The 23,531-nt window shown below is 41.6% G+C and carries 23 protein-coding genes and 1 pseudogene; 6 read left to right on the top strand and 18 right to left on the bottom strand.

Features of this window, described 5'->3' with window-relative positions; translation table 11 throughout:
- Positions 1 to 160 precede the first annotated feature (160 nt).
- The 8 genes from MFMK1_RS09085 to MFMK1_RS09050 form a co-directional block, all read right to left on the bottom strand.
- Positions 161 to 1,921 carry a HAMP domain-containing sensor histidine kinase gene (locus tag MFMK1_RS09085; RefSeq protein WP_366924793.1) on the bottom strand — a complete coding sequence of 587 codons (1,761 nt, stop codon included), beginning with the start codon at positions 1,919 to 1,921 and terminating at the stop codon, positions 161 to 163.
- Positions 1,918 to 2,610, bottom strand: a complete 693-nt coding sequence (locus MFMK1_RS09080) for a response regulator transcription factor (RefSeq protein WP_366924792.1) — start codon at positions 2,608 to 2,610, stop codon at positions 1,918 to 1,920. Before MFMK1_RS09080 ends, MFMK1_RS09085 begins: the two co-directional genes overlap by 4 nt.
- A 235-nt stretch (positions 2,611 to 2,845) precedes the next feature.
- Positions 2,846 to 3,622 (bottom strand): helix-turn-helix domain-containing protein, encoded by a 777-nt coding sequence (locus MFMK1_RS09075; protein WP_366924791.1) that lies wholly within the window; start codon positions 3,620 to 3,622, stop codon positions 2,846 to 2,848.
- Positions 3,623 to 3,774: 152 nt separating this feature from the next.
- Entirely contained in the window at positions 3,775 to 5,130 is a 1,356-nt protein-coding gene (locus tag MFMK1_RS09070) for a vWA domain-containing protein (RefSeq protein WP_366924790.1), read from the bottom strand.
- Positions 5,114 to 5,995, bottom strand: a complete 882-nt coding sequence (locus MFMK1_RS09065) for an AAA family ATPase (RefSeq protein WP_366924789.1) — start codon at positions 5,993 to 5,995, stop codon at positions 5,114 to 5,116. The genes MFMK1_RS09070 and MFMK1_RS09065 overlap by 17 nt, the downstream gene beginning before the upstream one ends.
- Positions 5,995 to 6,633, bottom strand: coding sequence for a 4Fe-4S binding protein (locus MFMK1_RS09060; protein ID WP_366924788.1), 639 nt, complete (start codon positions 6,631 to 6,633; stop codon positions 5,995 to 5,997). The genes MFMK1_RS09065 and MFMK1_RS09060 overlap by 1 nt, the downstream gene beginning before the upstream one ends.
- A 140-nt stretch (positions 6,634 to 6,773) precedes the next feature.
- Positions 6,774 to 6,914, bottom strand: coding sequence for a hypothetical protein (locus MFMK1_RS09055; RefSeq protein ID WP_366924787.1), 141 nt, complete (start codon positions 6,912 to 6,914; stop codon positions 6,774 to 6,776).
- A 265-nt stretch (positions 6,915 to 7,179) separates the two neighbouring features.
- Positions 7,180 to 8,598: an ATP-dependent nuclease gene (locus MFMK1_RS09050; RefSeq protein WP_366924786.1), complete on the bottom strand. Its 1,419-nt coding sequence runs from the start codon at positions 8,596 to 8,598 to the stop codon at positions 7,180 to 7,182.
- Positions 8,599 to 9,308: 710 nt separating this feature from the next.
- On the opposite strand from MFMK1_RS09050, the gene MFMK1_RS09045 reads away from it, so the two are divergent.
- On the top strand, positions 9,309 to 9,497 hold the full coding sequence (locus tag MFMK1_RS09045; RefSeq protein ID WP_366924785.1) for a hypothetical protein: 189 nt from the start codon (positions 9,309 to 9,311) through the stop codon (positions 9,495 to 9,497).
- Positions 9,498 to 9,825: 328 nt separating this feature from the next.
- Here the strand turns inward: MFMK1_RS09045 and MFMK1_RS09040 are convergent, their stop codons facing one another.
- The 3 genes from MFMK1_RS09040 to MFMK1_RS09030 are packed head-to-tail and all read right to left on the bottom strand — an operon-like array spanning position 9,826 to position 11,649.
- Positions 9,826 to 10,605, bottom strand: a complete 780-nt coding sequence (locus MFMK1_RS09040) for a hypothetical protein (RefSeq protein ID WP_366924784.1) — start codon at positions 10,603 to 10,605, stop codon at positions 9,826 to 9,828.
- Entirely contained in the window at positions 10,595 to 11,287 is a 693-nt protein-coding gene (locus tag MFMK1_RS09035) for a type II TA system antitoxin MqsA family protein (RefSeq protein ID WP_366924783.1), read from the bottom strand. The genes MFMK1_RS09040 and MFMK1_RS09035 overlap by 11 nt, the downstream gene beginning before the upstream one ends.
- A 20-nt stretch (positions 11,288 to 11,307) precedes the next feature.
- Complete coding sequence (locus MFMK1_RS09030) at positions 11,308 to 11,649, bottom strand: hypothetical protein (protein WP_366924782.1); 342 nt, start codon at positions 11,647 to 11,649, stop codon at positions 11,308 to 11,310.
- 437 nt (positions 11,650 to 12,086) lie between these two features.
- Between MFMK1_RS09030 and MFMK1_RS09025 the strand changes: the two are divergent.
- From MFMK1_RS09025 to MFMK1_RS09010, 4 genes and pseudogenes are all read left to right on the top strand, one after another.
- Positions 12,087 to 13,286, top strand: a pseudogene (locus tag MFMK1_RS09025) (IS256 family transposase).
- A gap of 310 nt (positions 13,287 to 13,596) precedes the next feature.
- Positions 13,597 to 14,829: a site-specific integrase gene (locus MFMK1_RS09020; protein WP_366923749.1), complete on the top strand. Its 1,233-nt coding sequence runs from the start codon at positions 13,597 to 13,599 to the stop codon at positions 14,827 to 14,829.
- A complete protein-coding gene (locus MFMK1_RS09015) occupies positions 14,826 to 15,785 on the top strand; it encodes a tyrosine-type recombinase/integrase (RefSeq protein ID WP_366923748.1) in 960 nt (319 codons plus the stop codon). The genes MFMK1_RS09020 and MFMK1_RS09015 overlap by 4 nt, the downstream gene beginning before the upstream one ends.
- Positions 15,772 to 16,809 (top strand): tyrosine-type recombinase/integrase, encoded by a 1,038-nt coding sequence (locus MFMK1_RS09010; protein ID WP_366924781.1) that lies wholly within the window; start codon positions 15,772 to 15,774, stop codon positions 16,807 to 16,809. The genes MFMK1_RS09015 and MFMK1_RS09010 overlap by 14 nt, the downstream gene beginning before the upstream one ends.
- Positions 16,810 to 17,421: 612 nt before the next feature.
- Here MFMK1_RS09010 and sfsA read toward each other — a convergent pair.
- From sfsA to MFMK1_RS08980, 6 genes are all read right to left on the bottom strand, one after another.
- Entirely contained in the window at positions 17,422 to 18,120 is a 699-nt protein-coding gene (gene sfsA, locus MFMK1_RS09005; protein WP_366924780.1) for a DNA/RNA nuclease SfsA, read from the bottom strand.
- A 14-nt stretch (positions 18,121 to 18,134) separates the two neighbouring features.
- Complete coding sequence (gene bshB1 / locus MFMK1_RS09000) at positions 18,135 to 18,851, bottom strand: bacillithiol biosynthesis deacetylase BshB1 (protein ID WP_366924779.1); 717 nt, start codon at positions 18,849 to 18,851, stop codon at positions 18,135 to 18,137.
- A gap of 26 nt (positions 18,852 to 18,877) precedes the next feature.
- Positions 18,878 to 20,518: a bacillithiol biosynthesis cysteine-adding enzyme BshC gene (gene bshC / locus MFMK1_RS08995; protein WP_366924778.1), complete on the bottom strand. Its 1,641-nt coding sequence runs from the start codon at positions 20,516 to 20,518 to the stop codon at positions 18,878 to 18,880.
- 75 nt (positions 20,519 to 20,593) lie between these two features.
- Positions 20,594 to 20,986, bottom strand: a complete 393-nt coding sequence (locus tag MFMK1_RS08990; RefSeq protein ID WP_366924777.1) for a Fur family transcriptional regulator — start codon at positions 20,984 to 20,986, stop codon at positions 20,594 to 20,596.
- Between the two features lie 67 nt (positions 20,987 to 21,053).
- Positions 21,054 to 21,416: a YlbF/YmcA family competence regulator gene (locus MFMK1_RS08985; protein ID WP_366924776.1), complete on the bottom strand. Its 363-nt coding sequence runs from the start codon at positions 21,414 to 21,416 to the stop codon at positions 21,054 to 21,056.
- A gap of 12 nt (positions 21,417 to 21,428) precedes the next feature.
- Positions 21,429 to 22,082, bottom strand: coding sequence for a LysE family transporter (locus MFMK1_RS08980; protein ID WP_366924775.1), 654 nt, complete (start codon positions 22,080 to 22,082; stop codon positions 21,429 to 21,431).
- Between the two features lie 158 nt (positions 22,083 to 22,240).
- On the opposite strand from MFMK1_RS08980, the gene MFMK1_RS08975 reads away from it, so the two are divergent.
- Complete coding sequence (locus MFMK1_RS08975; RefSeq protein ID WP_366924774.1) at positions 22,241 to 22,423, top strand: hypothetical protein; 183 nt, start codon at positions 22,241 to 22,243, stop codon at positions 22,421 to 22,423.
- 51 nt (positions 22,424 to 22,474) lie between these two features.
- Here MFMK1_RS08975 and MFMK1_RS08970 read toward each other — a convergent pair whose 3' ends face one another.
- Positions 22,475 to 23,530 carry a hypothetical protein gene (locus tag MFMK1_RS08970; RefSeq protein WP_366924773.1) on the bottom strand — a complete coding sequence of 352 codons (1,056 nt, stop codon included), beginning with the start codon at positions 23,528 to 23,530 and terminating at the stop codon, positions 22,475 to 22,477.
- Between the last annotated feature and the right edge of the window lies 1 nt (position 23,531).

Raw genomic sequence — 23,531 nt, 5'->3', positions numbered from 1 at the left:
ATGGGCCTAGTCAGGTAAGACATGAAAAAAATGCTGCGATTACTGCTCCGATACTAGCTAATTTTTCTTTCAATCCACTCGCTCCCCCCAACAAAAGCTAGCTTTATTATACTTTTCCTTATTTTCGCTGTCAATGGGGATGGCCGTTTAAAGTTTTGTTTTACGCATTCTGTACTGCTTTTTTCTCTTCAGATGGTTCACTCAAAGGAATGGCAACAGAGAATTCCGCTCCTATACCAGGTTTACTAATCACGGCTACTTCTCCGCTATGGGCTTTAATAATATTTTTAACTATTGCCAATCCTAACCCAGTGCCCGCTTGAGTTCTGGTTCGTGCCTTATCAACTTTATAAAATCGTTCCCAAATATGGTCGACCTCAGCTTCATGAATACCTGCACCGGAATCTTTCACCCTGATTATTCCACTTTCAACTTTATCTACCGACACTACAATACGGCCATGAGCAGGAGTATGCTGGAGTGCATTATCCAACAAGTTTACCAACACCTGCTGAAGTCTATCAAAGTCTCCCCGAACAGCAACTTTTTCAGGATACAGCTGCTTGTCCAAGCTAATTTCATGTCCTTGAGCGAGGGGCTGCATCTTATCAGTTACCCGTTTTACCAACATGTTTAAATCTACTACACCGAAGTTCATTACCAACTGTCCGTTTTCCAGTTGGTTAAGGTCAAGTAAATCGTTTACCAAGCGGCGGAGGCGAAGAGTTTCCTCCAGAAAAATATTAATTATCTGCTCTCTTTCGCCCGGGCTTTCTGCCAGTCCGTCCTGCATCGCTTCAGCATATCCCTGAAGGTAAGTGAGTGGTGTACGCAGCTCGTGGGAAACGCTGGCCAGAAATTCTCGGCGCAGTCTCTCAAGCTCCCTTTCCTTGGTCACGTCCTGTAGGAGGACAACCACCCCCGCAGGACTTTTATCCTCCCACAACGGAGATATGCGTACGGCCAAAATACTTTCTCGGGCCGGCATTTCTTCATTTAATTGGTTTCCGGAAATCAAAACCTGCTTAATCCACTGGGAAAACAAATTAACTATTTCTTCTTCCCCGGCAAAACCGGCAGCTTTCAGCAATGCTTTTGCCTGCTGATTGAGAAACATAATTTCACCAGAAGAAGAAAAGGTAACAACGCCGTCAGACATGCTGGTCACAATGTTTGACAGTTTCTCTTTTTCCTGAGACAGGGCCATCACTGAACTGTTTAACTGCTCTGCCATGTAATTAAATGATCTACCCAATAGACCAATCTCATCGTCACTTTCCGCCGGTACTCTACCCTTAAAGTCACCACTGGCCATACGATGTGCCTGTTCCTTCATCTGAAGCAACGGTAACGATAACTTCCTGGTCATAAAAAAACCCAGCACAGTTACTAAAAGTATTGCTACTGCACCGCTTAACAAGACTATTCGGCGCATATGCGCAATGGTCTCACTAATCGGCTCTACAGGTGTATAGAGCATTGCTGCACCGATCACCTTATCGCCTTTTTCGATGGGTACTGCCGCGGACAAAACTGCCCTATCAAAACGAGGATCAAACCCTCTGTTGGTAATAATCTCCCCGCTTAAAACCCTGTCCACTTCTCCACTTTGCATCCGCATACCAGGACGCATACCCATCATGCCGCCACAGGCCCGCACTAAACCGGAACGGTTGACCACCATCACAGTAGCATTGAGATACTCTTCAAGGGAATCCAGGTTATTCATAGTGGTTTCGTCTCCCTCTGCCAGGGAGTGGGCAAGCAAAGAGCCCTGCCGCACCAGTTCCGCCTCTTTCTGATCATAATAAAAGTTTTCCAGCAGATGCGTCAGCAGAACTCCCAAGAGCAATAGAATTACGATCACCAATATTACGGTCCCCAGCCACATCTTACCCACCATACTGCGTCTAAGGTTCATTCCCTGCTCACCTCAAATTTATAACCCACACCCCATACAGTGTGAACAAATTTGTTTCCGGATTGGCTAAGTTTTTCCCGCAGCTTCTTAATATGAGTATCCACCGTTCGCAAATCACCAAAATAATCATAACCCCAAACTCGCGCCAAAATATTTTCGCGGGTAAAAACCTTACTGGGGTTTTCAGCCAAAAATAAAAGTAGGTCAAATTCCTTGGGTGTCAGTGTTATTTCATGGTCACCGCTCATTATCTTGCGTGCACCCACATCTATAGACAGTCCGTCAAATTCTATCAGGACTTCTTTTGACTCATCATTACTATATGTTCCGGCACGCCGGAGTAGGGCCTTTACTCGTGCCACCAATTCTCTAGGACTGAAAGGCTTTACCACATAGTCATCTGCTCCGAGTTCAAATCCCAACACTCGGTCTATTTCATCGCCGCGAGCAGTGAGCATGATAATAGGCACTGAAGAAAATTTACGTATTTCCCGGCATACGCTCAATCCGTCCTGGCCGGGCATCATTACATCCAAAATTATCAGGTTGAATTTGCCTTCTGCTGCTCGGCGCACTGCCTGATTACCATCAGTTGTCACTTCAACTTGATATCCTTCTTTTTCTAAAAACATTCGTACCAGATTACGCATCTTCTCTTCATCATCTGCAAATAGAATTCTTACAGCCATAATTATCCACCCTCCTCGCTAAGAACAAAAGCATTTCATGCCATTCGGCATTTAAGGTATGCTTTTGTTCTTACCCAGGGAACCCCTGGTTCCCTAGGTCGCTTCGCTATGACCCTCCTGAATCAACATAAGGGGGCCTTGCCCCCTTAACAACCCCCATGTATAGAAAATTATCCACAACCCATAATTTCCTATACATCTTGAAAGAGGATGGCGGCAACCATCCTCTTTGATCCTAAAAGTTGGTAATTTTTGATTTTTTAAAGAGCTGAATAAAGTTCAGGATAAACTTTAACTCATCCTCACTTAAATTACAAATTAACCTAAGGACTGCTTGAACATTATCATCAGCCAACATTTTTCGCAATTCTGGCGAAAAACTCGGCAGCATTTGCTCAATGCTGTCGTTATCCAAAACAAAATAACAGGGTGAAACCCCTAAAACATCTGCAACGTTTTCCAACGTCTTTAGGGACGGTTGGACACGACCATTTTCAATCTGACCGATAAGGCCGGCAGATACTCCGGCTTTATCCGCTAAATCAGCCTGGGTCATTCCCTGCTCTTCTCGGCTCGCACGCAGTTTTAACCCAATGGTACTTTCATGGCTGTGCATAATGGTGGTAATAGGAACTTCTAATGCCCTGCTAATGGACTTGATAGTGGATACCGATGGGTGAACGCTTTCCCTTTCGATTTCGCTCAGATAGCTAGGAGAAATTCCAACATTCTTCGCCAAATCACCTAATGTGAGCTTATCTTCTTCTCTAAGCATACGAATTTTATCGCCCATAGAAATCTTTAGCTTTTCCCCGCCTATATCCACCAAAACATTACGCGATACATTCAATGCGGCAGCTATCTTGTCAAGAGTTTTTAAGGAAGGTCGCTTAGCCCCTCGTTCTATTTCGCTCAAATAAGAAATAGATAAACCTGCCCGTTCAGCCAAGTCACTTAGTGTATAGTCGCGTTCTTCTCGTAGTTCACGAATTTTCTCACCTAGAATAACCATGCTGCCTACCCCTCCAATTATACCCATAGGGTGTATATACGGTATCATGTTACAACAAAAGCACAAGCTTGTCAATATTATTGGGGGCTGCTAGTATTGCCTGTGGTACTGCTAGAACATGGCCATTATGTCATGTATCCTTCGCCTACCCGTTATGAAAAAAGTTTATTTTTAAATACTGCTTCTAGTTGGGCAAGAGTATTGCAAAGATGCATTTGGCTGTGCCTCTTGAATAAACTAACGGTTTTATTTTTTGGCCATTGTTCGCCGGGCAGCGGATTTAGCCATATTACCTCTTTGACCTGCTGGCTAATTTTTTTTAGTTTATTGGCAGCGCTGCCTGGTTGTAAGGTCCTGGTATCACTAATAATTATTACCACAGTGTTACCTCCGACAGCCGTAGGAAATTTGTTATTCAGCTGGCTCAAAGCACGATTTAAATTCGTTCCTTTCCCCCAAACCATACTCCCCTGCTGCAACTGTTGTGCAAATTTTTCCATTCCCTCTGCCGTATGAGTCAAGTCCACCCTTTCCAAATCCTCAGAAAATAAAAAGAGCTGTACCCTTCTAACCACCGACCATAGCCCGGCAATAAACAGTATGGAAAAAGTAGAATATCTAGCCATGGATCCGGACACATCACAAAGCAGCAATAATTCCGGTTTCTTAATTTTTTTCTGGCGATATTTCAAATCAATCGGTATACCGCCATAGCGTAGGTTTGCCCGAATTGTTTTGCGAATATCTACATGCCGAGAGCGCTTAGCACTTTCATAACGTCGGGAAATTTTGGTGGCCAATTTTTTAGATAACCGACGAATAACCTGGTTCATCTGAGGGAGGTCTTCATCTTTAATGTTTCCCATGTCCTGGTGAATCAAACTGGCTTCGGGTGGGTGCTTCTCCATCAGTTCAGACATCAACGCATCCAAATATTGGTCTCCGCTGGTTTCTATCTCTATTGATTTAAATCCGCTGTTGTTTTTCCATCTCTCAATATGTCCTTTTACCAACGATTCCACAATGGGCTTAAATTTATTATCTACTTTTTTCCCTTGACTCGTCTGCTTCAAAAACTCCTGTAATCGTGCCTGCTCCTCCGAAGACATTTCATTGTAGGCCAAGTTGTCTTCTTTGTTCAGTTCCAACCCTTCATCTTGAAATTGCAAGTCCGTTTGGGCTTTCTCTATTTGTTCAGCCTGCTGTTCCACTTGCTGCTGGTGTTTCTCTGTCAGCTCTTTTCTTTCTGACTGAGGTATAAAAAAATTATTAAACGCTAGTTCAAAAACTTCCATCTGGTCAGCATCTTTGACCAGAGTGCCCGACAAACCTGCCTTAACCTCATCACGGTCCCTGATATCGACATGAGTAAGCGCGGAAAGAGCATCCAGCGTCTCTGCAGAGCTGATACGAATGCCTCTAAGACGTAAAAGGTTGATAAATCTCAGCAGACTGACCTCAATTAAATTTTCAGAGTGCTCCATGTTGGTGTTAAGACTGGCGCACATAACGATATAGCGCCTCCGTCCCGGTATGTTTCTCAAAGTTAAGGACATCCTCTTGGTTCTTAAATATTACCGTCTGTGTATCTTCAATTAATTCAGGAGAGAGGCGATCCGCATCTAAAGCCATTAATGACCGTACCCAATCCAATGTCTCCGCTATAGCGGGCGGTTTTTTCAACTCAAGTTCTCTGCGAATAAAGGAAATAGCCATGGCCACTTCTTCCGCCAGCTTCTTTGGTACATCAGGCACACGGCTATTGATAATTTGTAATTCCTTTTCCACAGACGGATAATCGATGTATAAAAAAATGCAGCGTCGTTTTAACGCATCGGAAAGTTCCCGAGCCGCATTACTGGTCAAGACCACCATCGGTATCTGTCTCGCGGTTATAGTACCCATTTCAGGAATTGAGACCTGGAAATCTGACAGCATTTCGAACAAAAAGGCCTCAAACTCTTCATCTGTTTTATCAATCTCATCTATTAGTAACACCGGTTTAGTCTCCATGCGAATAGCCTTAAGCAAAGGCCTCTCCAGCAGGTACTCAGCGGAAAAAAGTTGGTCTTCCGCCAGTTTATCACTCCCATCTGCTTTGCTGAGTTGGATGCGTAGCAGCTGTTTTTGGTAATTCCACTCGTAAAGTGCTTTTGTTTCGTCCAGCCCCTCATAGCACTGTAGCCGTATTAGTTCTGTGTCAAACACTTGACTGAGCACCTTAGCGATTTCCGTCTTACCAACCCCCGGTGCCCCGGTAATTAACAATGGCTTCTCCAATCGTAAAGCAAGATAAACAGTAGTTATCAACCGTCGGTCACAAATATACCCTTCTTCAGTAAAGTGCTTCCAAAGTGTCTCTTTCTCAACCATCAGTTCGAATTCCCTCCTGGAATGAATAATTGTTTAGCATCGATGCGGTTTACCAAATCTGCCATTCTTTCCTCAGCACCTGCTCGATCCAGGTACTTAGTGATAATATTCGCCACTGTGGTTACTATTTCATTCTTATCCACCAGAGGATCAAATTCTTGGGCAAACTGAGGCCTCCTGCCTAGCTTTCCCCCAATAGATACCTTAAATCCGACTTCACCCGCTGTCATCCCATTGACCTGGCATTCTTTGATACAAAGACCGCAGTTAAGACAATTCTTTCTGTCAATAACTGCTGTTCCTGTTGAAACATCTATGGCTTTATCCGGACATACCTCGCTGCAACTACCACAACCGTTACAGTTATCTTCATCAATTTGAGGAATAATTTGCCCTTGGATAGAGATATCCTTTATTTGAGGCTGAGAACAACTATTAGGACATCCAGACAGTGCAATGCGAAAAGTATGATGGTATAATACCGGCCCAACAACTCGGTCTCTCAACCTTTTGTTAAGCATTTCATCCACCGCTAACTTCTCCAATGCAGCAACTGATTCTTCGACCGATAAGCAAGCATTGGGGCATCCCTTACTCGCCCTACATGCTTCAAATATTACCAAATTGCTTAAATTCATCTCTCTCCCTCCTCTTCCTCTTTTGCTATTACAATTATAACCCAGTTTTCACCGAAAGAGTGTGTTACACCTCACATTGTTATAGCAAAATAGTCACGGGAAAAAGGAAATAGGCAAAAAAAAAGCCCCTTTCCAGAGGCCTATTCTTCGAATTTTTCTGTTGTCGGTTCTTCTACCTTGACACCAAGCCAGCGCAAGTAATCCACCCAACGATGCACCTCATCCACAGAAAAGCTGTCCGATTGAGCACTTTTTTGAGCAGTTCCAACCCCATCCAACACGAAAAACACCTACCTCGTATATTATCAACTCAATTTTACTATAAAGTCAATGCTTTGGTAAACGAAGTCCCGTCGAAATAACAAAATCAACGTCCCAACGGTGTTTGTTTAGGGGTGAACCGCAATAACACCTGCTTTAATAATGTAGGTTCTGAACCTAAGGAAACAATGTATTAACACAGAAACTTTTATAAAATGTGATGGTGCCGGGATTGTATAGTTTGCACTTATAATGGCCCCACTTTAACGCTAGTACACAACAATTTCAGATATTAAAAATTGATTTAATCCTCATTTGAATAATATCAATGTTTTGCCTTGTCTCCTTGTTAATTCCGTTAACTATATCCACCTTAGTCACTTCATCCTTAAAATATAATGCTACAATTGCTTTCTTAATGTCGTCGCATTCCATAGCTACTTTGATCCTTTCTACGTCTTCCAATGATAATATATTCTCCAGCATAAAATCTTTACCTTTGCATACTCCTTCGTATTGATACGTTCTACTTGTAAAACTATCTCCAAAGTAATGAGAATAACGACTATAATTAGTCCTACCCTCCTCATCATAATCCAACACTAACACGAATTGTTCGCTGCAAGAAATCATGATCGATATTAATTCACGTAAATGTCCGCAGCCCGCCCCAGGTATTATATTAATTCCGTCAAAATCGAAAAACATATTATAAAAGTAGTAATCCACTATTCCTTCGGTCAAAACGCAACGCTTAAGCATGCTTTCATGAAAACCAAATTTTAAATGCAATGCATCATTTAATGCTGAAAATGCACCAAGAGTTTTTACATGGCTGCTGTTACCATAATCCACCAGTTCAATATCACCTTCAGATTTTGACACTATTTTTATCCCTGCAATATTAATTATGTCCGGATCAAGCAAATACTGAGAATGTGTACAATATATTATCGTGTTGTTTTGGCCAATATCACAAAGCTTTCTAAGTAATTCAGTTTGCGCAGATGAGTGTAAATACGACCCAGGTTCATCCAACAGATAAATTGCATTTTCAGGATTCAATTTGTATTTCGGATTGAACTTTAACTTCATTATAAAATTAAAGAACCACTGAAAGCCTTTGCTTCTTTGCCCAATATCAAATTTACGATCATTTCCACTGCTTTCACTATCAATTACTTTAAATTTAAATGTAGGTTTATCTTCAACCAATGAATGTTTAATTTCTAATTCTAACTTATCCCCTTCATCGGATATCGCAGAAAAAGCGCTTTTTAGCTTTCGCCACTCATCGATTATTTCATTGTTAAGTGTTTTTGTAACATCGCTTAAATAGTTGTCTTGGTCATCTTCATCCTCAAGCTGTAGAAATTTTGTAAGTGAAAATTCCTCATGTAACGCCCTTGAAAAAATTTCAACAATGATTTCTTGCCATTCGCGGTCCTTTCCACGGCTATACTTCCTCTCACTTACATAATTAGCTGGAAAGGTAACTAATTCAGGAACCCTATCGCTAAAATCATCGAAATACAAAATATTAGGTAACCTTTTCACCATTGCTTTGACTAATGCAATGGTTTTATGATTTATCAAAATATCTTCCGTCTCATTTATCAAAGAATAATCCTTTAATAAAACTCCATCTTCAAAATTTCTTCTAATAAATATCTTTCCTTTTTTATCTACTACCTCTTGCTTCAATCCTTTTCCTTAACTTCTATAAAAATCCTTTTCGTTTTTCCATACTATATGGTTATACTTTCTTGTATCAAAATGCAAGCTCTCAATATCAGTATCACTTATCACGTCCAAATCCCCCCCTAAACACTTCACCTACAACATCTAAAACTCTAACAAAGCTTATCCTTTTTACAAAAATATACTTTTTCAAAATTACTTCTCCAAAATAACATAATTTTCCTCCTGAGTTTTACAATCCTTCCTTTTTTATGCGGTCAAATTACTCCCATAATGTAAAGAAGGCCATCCGCAAACCTTGACATGGAGCCTTTGGGCGTGTGCTGTAAGGCAACTTGCCGACATGCCCCTACGTTTCGCTCTTGGGTGCTGCCTTGGTAACCAGGCTAGCACACTAGCCCATCTCCATGTAAAGGTACACCTGCTTCGCCGGTTGCTACTGGCCTTTACTCCTTTCTTCTAGCGCCTTTACCCTTCTTCGCAACTCACCATGTTTACTTATGCTAATTGCGGAGATAATGTTATTGGCTAGGTAATTCGAGCCATAATTGGCACAAATATATTTGTGGTGTTAACCGCATGAGAGGACTGGTGGCCTGCAACAGCAAGTGGATGATTGACCAGAAATGGCTAGAGCAAGCTTTAGTTAAGGAAATTGAAAAACGTATAATACCCCCGATGTGGCGGATAAATTAGTTAGCGATATTTCTTCTATGGCTTCAACCAAGAACCAAGAATTGGATGCTGCCATCAATCAACATAGGAAACAAATTAAAACTACTGATATCGAAATTAGACGCCTAGATGCTGTCAAATCAGGTATAGACCCTTCCCTCATTTATGATGAGATAAACAGCTTAAAGAAAAAAGAGACCATCTGGAAGACCAAATTGCCTCTTTAGAAAAGCCTATGCCCATTAAACCAAAATAGATGCTGATGCGCTTCGTATTTTCTTCACCAACTTCAAGACTGCTTATGAAAATGCCACAATTAAGGGAAAACGCGAACTAATGTGGGACCTTCATCCGCCACATTGAATTAATCCCCGAAAATGAAGAAATCAGGGTAGGATTTTACCCTGATAACTTAGTGCAAAGTATTGGTGCCGGGTACCGGGATTGGTCTGAAATGTACATTTGTATTTCCCTCAACAGTTAACAATCCAATTATAAAATCTTAAAGCCCTCTACCACAAAACTAAAGAGCTTATACCAATCCCGTCCCAATGTTCAGTTCTGTATATCGTCAATCTTGTCATCTATGTCATCAATCTTATCATCGATATCGTCCATCAAACTCTCTAAATCAGAAACAGAGTCTTCAATATCGTCCACTCTGTCGTCTAGATCATCTAACATACTTTCTATACACTCTACCTTTTGATTAAGTTCATCAATTGTAGATACTAAATAGGTCTTTTGAATTTCATCCAAATTAACCTGTACGCTTTCAGTAACAATATCCGCAAGTTCTTGAGAAAGATCAAAGTCTTTTATAAGTATTTGTTCAAGAGTTGAAGGTCTTACTTCCCTTTTGCACACTAAAGAAATCATATTAAAAAGAAACCTTAAACTTTGCCCAGCTTCATCGGTCTTTTGAAAATCTCCCAAGCGTACTAATTCATTAAATGGATAGTATTTATATTCCTTATATACAAACACTTTATTAATAATAAATTCTACTACATCGTAAAATGCATCAGAATTCATTTTCTTGATGGCTATGGAATCTTCTAATTGAGGTTTTACCGACCGACAATATTTATAAATTACTTTGGCCTCGTCCTTCTTTACGCCTGAACCCGTTAAGTATTTTAGAACCTTTTTCTTCTCTTCCAGCTCCCTTATTTGATGAATAACCTTATCCCTTAATTTCTTAAGCATCTTTTGTGTTTCACTATCCAAAGATATTATTGATCCATGGTTCAATACATCTAAGATATCATCCCGTTTATTCTCGCTGAGGTTGTAAAACCATTCTACAACATTTTCCAAACCGTTAGTTTTCATACAAACCCCACCCCTGTTTAATAGCTATAGGAGGAAAACATGTTTTTTTATTAATATAGTGAGAATAAGTATCTGCTTCAGAATAAAAATCTATTGAAGACATTTTTTCTATTTCCCTTTCCATCTTATCTATCTTTTTACTCAACTCCTCTACCCTTTCAATCAATGTAGAAATGGAGCTTTTGCTTACAGTAATTTGGCTAGAACTTTTTTGGGACTCTGACACTTTATCCTTAATTGCTCCAAACTCTTTGTCACTAATGTTATCACGATTTTGCTCTGCCATCCTGATCATATTTTCTGGCTGCATAACTAGACTAATTATAGCGTTATGAACAGCATCAGGCAAAGCACCAAGCTCATATCTATTGATAGTAGACTCAGCAAAACCCAGTGCTCTTGCGAAGGCTCTTTGTGATAATCCATACTGTTTTCTAATCTTCTTAATTTGATATGGCAATAACAAGTTATGTCTTTCGCAATATTCTTGCAGGGCAGAATTAAAATGTTTCTCTTCAACGTCTAAGTCTGAAAGCTGAGCCCCACATTCTGTGCAAAAAGGAATTTTTGCCTTGACTTGAATATCTTCACCTTTAATTGAATGAATAACAGTTGTCTCTCTTTTTTCATAACTACGCGGCTCGTCACATGCCGGGCAAAATAAAATTTTACCTGCAACCATATTCTCCCCCTTTTCTCTTTCTAATTTTTTCTAGGTCTATCAATATGAAAGGACATTACGAACAACTCTCTATAATGCCTATATATCCTTATTTTAAGCTTTATGTAAATAACGTAACCCTGAATATCTTTCTTAAATATCCATACATTACCAAGGTATTTAGAGTCAATGTCAGGAACCGGACCTTTATACAAAGTATCTGGCTCTAATTCTTTGATCTCTTGAAGCATGACTCGCGGATTATAGCCTAATATATTTAATGTTGCTTTTGTCTCTGGGTTATTTGTAAATGGGTCCACCTGTCGAGCATCGATTAGTTTGCCACACTCATCCAAAAAGTCTTCGACGTATTGGTAAGGCAAATTTTTCAACTCCTTAACCTTTTATCACCTCCATTATAGCTAAAAACTTCGCTTTACGCAACCTTTATTGATAGTATATGATATCATTCCCTCTTTAGTGATATTATATGCTATCAATTCATAAATATATTCCAAATAAGCTGATAACTGAGTTTGGTAAGATTATACTCCTTTGGAACGTTGGATTTCTTATCATATATTTTTACTGTTTTTATCCGACGTAAGAAAGCATTCCAAGTCTCTGGGTGTTCCTCTTAAACAGTTCGATACTGTTCTGACAGATCAATATTAGAGATAATGTAAACTTTGGTAAAGCAAGCTATTTTATTAGCATATCTGCATGGCAATTCAAGCGGATATCCATCTAAGTAGTTAAGCATATCTTAGATAACTTGTGTAAATGGTTAAACTTACCAATATAAAGGAGTTGACCGTTTATGCAAAACCAAAGAAGCTTTGCTAAAGAGTTAGCAAAGGGCTGCCGCAGCATTGAAGATGCTCAGGAGAAGATGAAAGAATTGTTCGGAGACCTAATGCAAGAAATGTTTGAAGCAGAAATGGACGAACATTTAGGCTATGAAAAACATTCTCCATCAGGTAATGGTTCTGGAAACAGCCGCAATGGCTACAGTCAGAAAACTGTTAAAACCAGTTTGGGGAAACCGAATTAGATATCCCTAGAGACCGAAACAGTGAATTTGAACCGAAGGTCGTTCCTAAATGGGGTAGAACTGCAAACCAGCTTGAGGACCTAGTTGTCACCATGTATGCCAAGGGAATGTCTACCCGTGATATTGAAGATCATATGCAGGATATCTACGACATTGATGTGTCGCCCACCATGGTCAGTAAAATTACCGACAAAATTATGCCCATGATAACAGAATGGCAGTCCCGACCATTGGAAAGAGTTTACCCCATAGTTTTTCTAGATGCCATTCACTTCAAAGTGCGTAAGGAAGGCAAGATAGTTAATAAGGCTGCCTATAGCGTTTTAGGTATCAACCTAGAAGGACATAAAGATATTCTCGGTATTTGGATAGGTGAAAATGAAAGTGCAAAGTTCTGGCTTGGAGTATGTAATGACCTCAAAAACCGAGGCCTTGAAGACATCCTTATCGCCTGTAAGGGCGGGCTTTCTGGCTTCTCTGAAGCCATCAACATGTATCATACACCAAATTAGGAATTCAATGAAATATGTGCCGCATAAAGAGAAGAAAAAAGTAATGGTAGATTTAAAGAAAGTTTACCAAGCTTTGACCATTGAAGAAGCAGAACTTGCTTTCGAGGAATTTAAGGAAATATGGGGCAAAAAACACCCGTTAATCATCAGGTCTTGGGAGAATAATTGGGTCGAGCTTACCGCCTATTTCAACTATCCCCAGGAAATCAGAAAGATGATTTACACCACGAACATCATCGAAGGTTACCACCGCCAGCTGCGGAAAGTAACCAAGACCAAAACTGCATATCCGAATGACGATGCTTTAACCAAGATAATTTATCTGGCAACAATGGATCTATCCAGAAAGTGGACGCAGCCGGTGAGAAGCTGGAGGAACTGTATCTCGCAATTTGGGATATATTTGAAAGACTTGAGGACGAGCTGGCTCTGTAGTTTGAGTTTATCGCTTTAAATTCTCCCAAGGACACAAAAAAGGAGGGGTTATCGCTACCCCTCGTGTCCTCGGCAGAAGCCAAACCAGGCGCTCGGGTCGCTCTCCAGCGTTGCCCTAAGATTCCGATATCGGAATTTTAGGGCATATTCCGACTTTTGATATATTCCGATGATTTTTCAAAACATGCTTAGTATTTTGTATATGCAACACCGTCACTATCCTATTGGCTGAAAGAATCGGAATATTATATTCTACTGTTTTTGTTTACACCTCTATAATAGAGATGTCTGGCGATCAGCCAAGACTAATCTAATAAGGAGGTTTTTTTATGCAAAAGATCATGGAAGCAATTGAGTGTGTTTTGGCATTTCTCAGAAATATCCCCCTCAGTAGTAGCAGCATTAGGCAGTATAAGATTTATTTGTTAAGTAACATTGTTCCTTACTGCGAGGTCAACTGTATTAGAATCTTTTCTGATGACGAAATGCATGCCTATGCAGAGGAACAGATGTCAAAGGCTAAGAACGGTGAGTTTAGCAAATCTACTGCGATACACCGCAGGAAAGCGGCTGCACTACTGACAGACTGCATGCAAGGCAGGGAGCTTGTATGGGAGCACAAGAATTTCAAACAGCAAAAGCTGTGCGAGTACTTTGAAGAGATTCTGGCTGACTATTCCACCCACCTCTCTCAATCCTTAGCTCCTAGAACTATTCGGACGCACATAGGCATTATACGGCAGTTTCTTGTTTTCATTGAGCAAAACGGCATGCAGAATTTCAACAAATTAAGGTCCAATAATGTGAAGGATTTTATTGCGAACGCAGCTCCAAACAACAAAGCCAGTATGTCAAAGTTCACGGGTGCAACAAGAAAATTTCTTTCACACCTAGCTGATACCGGGCTTGCATCTATCAACGCTGAATGGAATCTTATCAACCCGGCACCCAGGTATCGAAAATTGCTACCTTGCTTTTCCGACAAAGAGGCGGATGCTATTCTTGACAGTGTGGACAGGACTACTCCTATCGGGAAACGAGATTATGCTATCATAATGCTCGCACTTTGGACAGGGCTTCGAGGCGTGGACGTTTTAGACCTAAAGAGATCGGACATCGATTGGAATCGCAAGGTCATTGATGTGGTCCAAGGCAAAACCGTTGTGGGTATTCAAACGGAATTATCGTCGGGAGTAGGCAACGCTATAGCAGACTATATTCTAAACGGTCGCCCCGAAACGGATTCTCCATACATATTTGTCCGTCATAGAAGGCCTTATGATAGGTTAAGTGATACCGCAGGTAGGGACATTATGGTTAGATCTCTTTGCAAAGCAGGCATTTCTCATGAAGCTTGGGATGGCAAGTCATTCCACGCATTAAGGAGAACTTTTGGCACAAGACTGGTTCGGGCTGGAGTGCCCATTCGATCCGTTGGTGAGATGCTTGGGCATGCGAATCCAAACTCCGCCAAACGTTATGTTGCCTTAGACACAGAAGGCCTTCGCATATGCTGTCTAGACATATCCATGTTCAGAACCAAGAAAGTTGGTCTATTATGACATATGAATTTAAAAGCGGATTTGCCGGGCAAATCCAAGAAATGCTGGAACATAGAGCTACAATGAGATATTCTGTGAAAAATTACAATAAGCTCTTTGCGAACTTTGATCGGTTTTGTATGAATCATTTCCCAAACGAAACCATTCTTACGAAAGAAATTGCGTTCGCTTGGTGCAACGATGCCAAAGGCAATGGTAAAGGTGCCTTTAATAGAGCAAGTGCGCTTCGCGGATTTGCTCGCTATATCTCCCTTGCAGGCAAAGAAGCATATGTCATGCCATCATCTTTCTTTCCTATGCCAAAGGCCAAGCAACCTATCATCATGAATCATGTTGAACTAACGAACTTTTTTGAGGCTACGGATTGCTACCCCAGCGGTGAAAGAAACGTTCTGCATGATTTTACAGTGCCAGTCATTTTCCGTTTACAGTATGCATGCGGAATGCGTCCACAAGAGGTGCGGTGTCTACGGTGTACGGATTTCAACTTCACTGATAATACTATTTATATCGCCGATGGAAAGCGCCACAAGGATCGGTGCTTGCCTACTAACGCAGACGTTATGGAGATGTGCAAGAGGTACAACCAAATAGCGGAAAAAATTACCCCCCAAAGAACATATTTCTTTCAAACTCAATTGGGAAAGGCCTACACAACCGACTGGCTCTGCGATGCTTTCCGTATATGTTGGGAGATGAGCGGGAATGTAACCAGTCGTGGTTCCTGTACTCCCTATGCTCTCCGACACAATTTCGCTACACAAATACTCATGCGCTGGATTGAAGAGGGAAGGGATTTAGACGCGATGATCCCATACCTCAGTGCATATATGGGGCACGAAAGCTTTTCTGCCACATACTACTACATTCATTTACTGCCAGAGCGGTTAGCTCTTATGGACTTCACTCGCTCAAATGGTATCATACCGGAGGCTTATGATTATGAAGAAGATTAAAGATAACCTGTTCTCACATCTGCGAGAGTTTTTTACCATCTTCTTAACTAAGCAGGCTCAGCGCAGCCCGCATACAATCCTAGCCACAAAACAGGTGTGGAATATGCTGCTTTCCTTCGTGTGTGACGCAACCGGTAAGCGTGTTGAGAGCCTCACCTTTGCGGATCTTTCCCGCGAAAACGTGATAAACTTTCTGGATAAAATGCAGCAAACAAAAGGATGGACCCCGTCTACACGAAATCACAGGTTGGCACGCATCCGCGCATTTTTTCGTTATGTAGCTAGCATAGAACCGACGCTTGTTTTTTATCTGGAAGATCTGCGAGGTATTCCGATGCAAAAAGATGTGAACAAGTCCTTCATGCTGGAGTATATGTCCAAGGATGCAATAACTACTGTTCTTCGCCAACCTGACCCATCCAAGAAAATGGGGATTCGCGATTTGTTCTTTCTGGTGTTAATGTATGACTCAGCTGCCCGTGACTGCGAAATGCTATCCATGCGTTTTTGTGATTTTGACCCGGTAGGAAAAGTTGTCTATTTGTTAGGGAAAGGGAACAAGCCGAGAAGTGTTCCGATTAGCGATGATACCATTCAGCATTTTCACATATATGCGAAAATCTTTCATCCCCAAAAAGACGGATTTGTTCCCATGTTTTATACGATTCGGCATGGCAACAAGGGGCAGATGTCTGACGACAACGTGGCCAGATTTGTCAGCAAATACGGAAATTCTGCAAAAACTGAGTGCTTAGAAGTCCCTGACCGTGTCCACCCTCACCTAATCAGGAAAACGCGTGCTATGCTTCTGTATCAGGCAGGAATGCCACTAGAATTACTCGCTCAATTTCTGGGGCATAATGATCCAACGACCACATTAATTTATGCTCGCGCAGACAAAGAGATGAAACGCAAAGCCATTGAAAATGCATCGGCTGTGACCGGATCAGTTAGTCCGGAAGTTGAAAAAGCTACTTGGGTAGGCAACGAGGTAATGATTAGTCGTCTGCTTGGATTGGGTTAAAATAATATTCCGATAATTGCTGGGGACGTAATGAGTTGTCTTACGTTCCCAGCATGTTTTGAAAAATCATCGGAATATATCAAAAGTCGGAATATGCCCTATCCTCCTGATAGATAAGAGCCATGTATATTATCTCCAAGTTTTGGAAGGATAATGCATGAAACCTACATAAACCGAACTTAGATTAACTTTTCCGTTTACACAAAGTTATTTACATACCCCAAAGAACGTTTATCTAAACTTAAGGAACAAAAAGATGAGCTTCACCAAAAACTAGAAGATATTAAAAAACGCCAACCTCAAGCAGTGAGATTGATGTTGGTCAAGCCTATCATTTAATTTCTCACTTCCGCGAATTATTTGAAACTGGAAGCAACGAACAAAAGCGCATGATGCTTAGAACTTTCATTCGCAGGATCGAATTTATCCAGAAACTAAGAAACTTAATATTGTGTTCTATTCAAAGGGCCTGGAAGAATCAATGAAACGAGGCGATATACCTCGTTACATTTCAAGTGGTGCCGGGGACCGAAATCGAACCGGTACGAGGGTTAAGCCTCGCAGGATTTTAATATCCGCGGTGTTGGTTGGGATAAACCGCAGCAAACTAAGTTATAATTGCACCAGTATTTCTCTTTGCCAGTAGATACCTTGATGGTTTACCCTACAATTATAGGCTTTGATGGTGATTCCCCGCTGCACTGCGGCCAATAAAGTCCTGGCAAATTCCGGATCCCTAGCCTCATTGGGACGAAATGACTTAGCATCACACCGCTGTACCACAAAAACCACTGCACCGCTGTACCCTTGAGACCTGGCATCAATTAGGTGCTCTAAATGCTTTTTACCTCTGGCAGTAGGTGCGTCAGGAAAAAAAGCGGTATCAGATTCAACCAAGGTCACTGACTTGGCCTCCACATAACAACCGCCGACCCCTTCAGTACTCACAAAAAAATCGAATCTGCTATTCTTATAAGTAACTTCCCGTTGACATCCTGTCCCGAAAAGCCATGGGAAAGCATTTTCCTGCAGCTTCCTTTCCAATAACTTGTTTGGTAGCAGAGAATTTAAAGACACCAGTTCTTGCCCATAACGAGCTAGGCATAATTGATATTGGGTCACCCTGTTCTCGCCAGGGGTAGGCAGCAAAAACACTTCATTTCCGGGAACCAATAGTTCCTTCATACGACCAGAGTTAGGTACATGTGCTAATTCCTTGCGTTCATTTATGTCTACGCAGGCAACAAAACGATTACGTCTTTCAAGAAATCTAGCCCTAACCAGTTCATTAGGCCACAGGTACTGCGACACTAACTTTCCCCCTTTCAGCTGCCGGAAAGCCGCATCACATCATCAACCCTGATTGGTTCCGCAGCGTAGAAACCCTCACCATACTGCACTGCAGCCAGACTGCCAAAAAATGTGTTTCTCGCTTCAAGCCTTTTAAACAATCGAGGCAGTTCCGTGGGTTTCTCTTCGAGGTTTACGCCAAATTGGGAAGTATGCGCCATTATCGATTCCAGCTTTTGATTATAAACCTTAGTAATATCCACAATAAACGAGGGCTTTTCCGTATAGTGTAGAAAATAATGAAACAATTTCATAGTTCGATGCGGTTGTTGATCAGGGAACTTTTTCCAAAGTCCTGCCAAAAATAGCGCTTGGGTAACCAGGTTAGCAGCGGCAATATGGTCAGGATGACGGTCCTCCCGGTATGGCGCGAATACCAATTGGGGTTTAAATCGACGCAAAACCCGCACGACTGCCTCCAGATATTCCTCAGTTACCGCGAGCCTGCTATCAGGCAATCCTAGATTTACCCGCTGATAAACACCAAGTATTTCTGCAGCTTTTTGGGCTTCTTCTGCCCTTTGCTCTACAGTACCGTTTGAAGCCATCTCCCCCGCCGTTAAATCAACCAGCACCACCTTTCTTCCTTTAGCAGTCTGCTGTGCAACTAGGCCTCCGGCACCAATTTCGATATCATCCGGGTGGGCACCAAAGAACATTAAGTCTACCCCCATGGGTTCATCAAGAGACATAAGCTTACCTCCATTCATAAAAGTACTTACTCCACCTCATGTATTTGTTTAGATAAATAAACCAACTGATGATGCCATACATCAGTAAAATCCACCTGGTCTAAGATTGGCAGTAAGGTTTCGCCGAAATATATTAACAGTGAATAAAAACTATAGATATTTTCCTGACAATTACCACCGGGTGAAAGCACGTCCTCCACTGTATCGACCCTTTTTAAGAATTCACGGTGTTTCTTGCGAAGACTCTGAACAGCTTTTTTCGCCATGTAACTTAGATGGCCGTCAATTTTTTGCCAATTTTCCTCACCTATTGTTGAGAACTTATTGTCCAACTGCTCAAACTGCTCCACCAACTGCTGGTGCTGTTCTTTTATAATTCTCTTCTTTTCATTAATCGTTTCCGAAATATTTACCGGGTCCCTTTTAGCCAGATATTTTTCAATGTACTGTTTGAATCCTGTCTCCAACCAGTCGTCTCCTACTGCCAGCTCTCTAAGAATATTATTTTCCTTTAAACCAACTACCGTAATTTGGGCCCTAGGATATATGGGCGGCATAGAGATACCAAAACCACGGTAAACTTCTTTAAGCTGAGCGAGATAATTAATTTCACCGGGACCTGCAACAAACAAAGCGGTGGGCAGTAAATAATCCTGCAAAACCGGTCTTAACGCAACGCCGGGACTAAACTTAGCCGGGTCGGACTGACAGATAGCTATTAAATCTGCCAATGGCATTTGCCAGTCAGCTAACTCTCCCCTGGTACATACCTGGTCCTGGTGCAGGTACAGCGGCATTCTATTACCATCGTCGTCATAATAAAAGAGATTCATGTGACCAGGCTTTTTGGTAATTTCCGGGGTATAGCCCAATTCTCTCAAGGCGCGTTCTCCTGTTAAAAGTTGATGCTGTAATTCAGCACTTTCAATAATAGCGCGCTGAAAAATAGGCTGAGAAATTTTCCGAATTTCCGGCAGCATCGGGTTCATCATTACTAAACCATATTTCCCCATTAATTTAAGCATTAGAAAACCAAACCAATGATTCAGGTCAGTGGCTTCTTCTGCTGCCTGTTTAATTTCTGTCACTAATTTTTGACCCCAGTCCGTGTCCGGCAAAGCTGCAGCCAATCGATGAAAAAACTCATCTTCTTTAAAGATCGTAGTACTGCCGGCTGAAGGCCGCCCCAAAGGTTTTGTTCGTGACTCTATCAGCTTTCTGCGATTTTTAACATCTATAATCTGTAGGCGATTAACTTCAGCGTAGTCATGATCCTCCCCTGCCATCCAAAATATGGGCACTACCGGCCGCTGAAGCTGTGAGCTTAATTTGTCGGCCATGCGTACGGCTGTCATCGCCTTATATATCGTTAAAGCCGGTCCTGTTAGAAATCCAGTCTGCTGTCCTGCCACTACCACTAGACAATCTTCCCTTGCCAAATTACCGGCATTGGCAATTGATTTTTTACCCGCTCCTAATTTTTCATTGTAAACCTGTAAGCATTCCGATAATTCCCTTCGGTGTGGCAAATTGTTAGTAACTCTTTTTGCATATTGCATATAATCATCAGGAGCAACCTCAAAGCGGGAAGCCAGGTGATTGTAATTGTAATAATAATCTTTTGCTATTTCACCACTAACCAAAGGTTTCCTATGTAACACCTGCATCTAACATATCTCCTCTAAGTTCATTATTATCCCTAACTGATACCCGTTAACAGAAAAACCGAGGAAGCCCCCGGTTCAGTCAGACTGACATTTGCTGCATAATCCGTAGAATTCCAAACGATGCGAAAACACCACCAAATCTTTATCCTTTATAAGAACATCTATATCCGGGTGAGAAGTTAATTCCAAATCAGAAACTTCGCCACAAGTTTGGCAGACAAAATGATAATGATTACTTGGATTGCCATCAAATCGGCTGTAAGAATTAGTATAATTTAACTCCATTATTTCTCCCATTTCTACTAAAAACCGCAGGTTGCGATAAACTGTTCCCAAACTAATATTAGGCATCACTTCTCTAGCCTTCTGGTAGACCCAATCTGCAGTAGGATGTGATGTTGTGCCTTTAACGATATCCAATATTAATTTTTTTTGTTTAGTCATACGCTGCTTTGTCAGCCTTGCCATAATTATTGCTCCTTATTAATAACTATTACCATTATTATAACGAACCGTTAGGGTAAAGGCAAATTAATTAATTTAGACTACTTTCTCGTTCCCCAAATTCAAACCAGTCCTTCACTGCATCACCAATAATCTTTTGAATATCAGACATCAATCTAGATAACCTATACTCGGCATTTAGGTATTCATTAATGTTTTTATTTAGTGAAAGCATTTGGTACATCTGCTCCACTTGTTCCACTTGTTCCTCGTCCACTTCCTCACCGGTGATCTGAGACATTTGCAATTCTAACTGCCGCCGGCGGAATTCCTGCAGTAAGGACATATTACTTTCGTCTTCCTCCACCTTCTCTTTAGCCCTAGTAAATTGTTGATACTCCTCACTATTGGCTAGTGCCTTGGCCAGTTGCTGCGCTTTATCATAAGAATCCATCTTAAGTCCCCCTTACCAATTCATATTATATATGCCACTATAAATAAAGTACAATGCCATGAATATCAAAAAGACGCCTGACAAAATTAATATGTATTGATATACCTTACTATCCAAGAATTTTTGCCCCATAACAACCATGACAGAAACCAGCGTGTACCACCCGAAATCAGCCAAAATATGCCCAGAAAAAAAGGCGAGGACCCCGGCATTGCCATGAATCAATGACTTCTGTAGGAAACTAGCGCCAAATGTTACCCACCACAACATCCAGTAGGGATTGGCGGCAGTGACAACAATTCCTAAAGTAATCAATGCTCCGGAGCCCCGCTGTCGTATCACCGGTGAAACATTGTCTACCCTTAATGAAAACTTACCGGCCATAGCATCTTTAATAATGACATATCCCATCCAAAACAGTACCCCGCCACCGGCCAAACTGAGAACAGACCCAAATATCCTGCCCGAAACCAATTGGTCTAAACCAAGAAAAAGACCTGCAATCACCAGCAGCTCAAGTAAACTATGACCAATCATTAACAGCGGGCCGGCAATCCATCCCTTTTGCGCTGATTGAACAATGGCTACAGTAAGAAGCGGTCCAGGTACCATTGCGCCGGAAAGACCTACGAAAAATGCCGCAATTAAAATAGCTGATAGAGACAATAGCCAACGCCCCTTTAGGTAGAGTCATTATCATGACATTCTAGTTTACCAATAAAAGTCCTGCAAGAAAACTAGGCGTCACCCACGAAGCGCATTTACATAATTTTTTCTGAAGGGTACAAAATATAAATAATTATGGAGATAGGGAGGAATTAAAGTTGGCTGAAAAAATTCCCTGGATTAGAAATGAATCTTTTGACCCCAGCTATGAGTTTGCCACGCCTTTAGATGCCAGCAAAGAAGAATTATCACAATTTGAAATTAAAGATGAGAAAGAGCAAGATGAGCCTCCTGATGATGACCCCCATGTCAATAAAAAAGATTTTGATAAATTATTTTAAACACTATTTATTACCCGGTGCGTTAAAACACCGGGCTTTTCTTAATACTGCCTATTCCTTTATCCCCAAGGCTTCTAACAACAACCCGCCATTTCTCATCACATCGGCTACGGGCACCGTTACCGCCCGCGCCACCGCTTTATGTAACCGCTCTGCATCAACGTACGCAGGATGATAGTCATTAGCCTCAAAACGATACTTAGGATAAAATGGGTTCACGGAAATCGCCAACAATGGCAATGGGCGTTTAACTTTAATTGCTACTCCCCGCTCCCCCAATCCCTCAAAAAGACGATGAAGGTTTCCCACACTCCCCCCTAAGGCCAGTTTTATCGGGTCAGCCACGGCAATTGTAACGCCGGCTCCTTGGGCAGATATAACACCAGCTAGTTCCTTCCATAATTCCTCCCTGACAACACCCGGAATAATAATTTTCTCTACGGCAGGGCTGAATTTTGCAATGATTCTATCTACCTGACTGCGAGTAAACACTGAACTAAAATCAAAACTTATCTGATCACCACCTACCAAGGTAATGTAATTATACCAATCACCTTGATAAAGCGGCAATCGAAACAAGTAGTCTAGACTGTGCGCCTCATAAGCCAGGCGGGTAATGTCTGAACTGCGCGATGCCCCAGTTGCCAAAATAAATCCCTGGGTCTCTACCATGGGCGCTATTCGATTTAATGCCCCATCCACCAATATCAGATGGGGCTTATATACGGTCAGTTTATCCAAAATAACTCGTAAGCTGCTGCTTTTATTGGGTCCCGCCACGACCATCTGTCCGGCTTTCTTTATAATACCCAAAACCACCGGACCCAGCGGAGTACTAATCCCAGTCTCTTCTATCACTTCTACCTGGGCCGTACTGACAGGCAGGCAACGATGGGCAACCGCTACCAGGGTTCCCGGCACAACGGGTACCCTGGGTTTAGGAAGTCCGGTCACATTATCCAGCCGTTCCCCGTCATAGCCAATACTTGTCAAAGCAGGGGTTAGTTTTCTTTTATGCATTTCTTTTAAAATAAAGTTAGTGGCAGTAGTTTTACCCGTGTTTTTTGCGGTCCCTGCAATACCTATGACTCTGGATGAAAAGGACATT

This window comes from Metallumcola ferriviriculae (assembly GCF_035573695.1).
In the GTDB taxonomy this organism is placed as follows: domain Bacteria; phylum Bacillota; class JADQBR01; order JADQBR01; family JADQBR01; genus Metallumcola; species Metallumcola ferriviriculae.
This window is presented reverse-complemented; position numbering and strand designations above follow the sequence as displayed.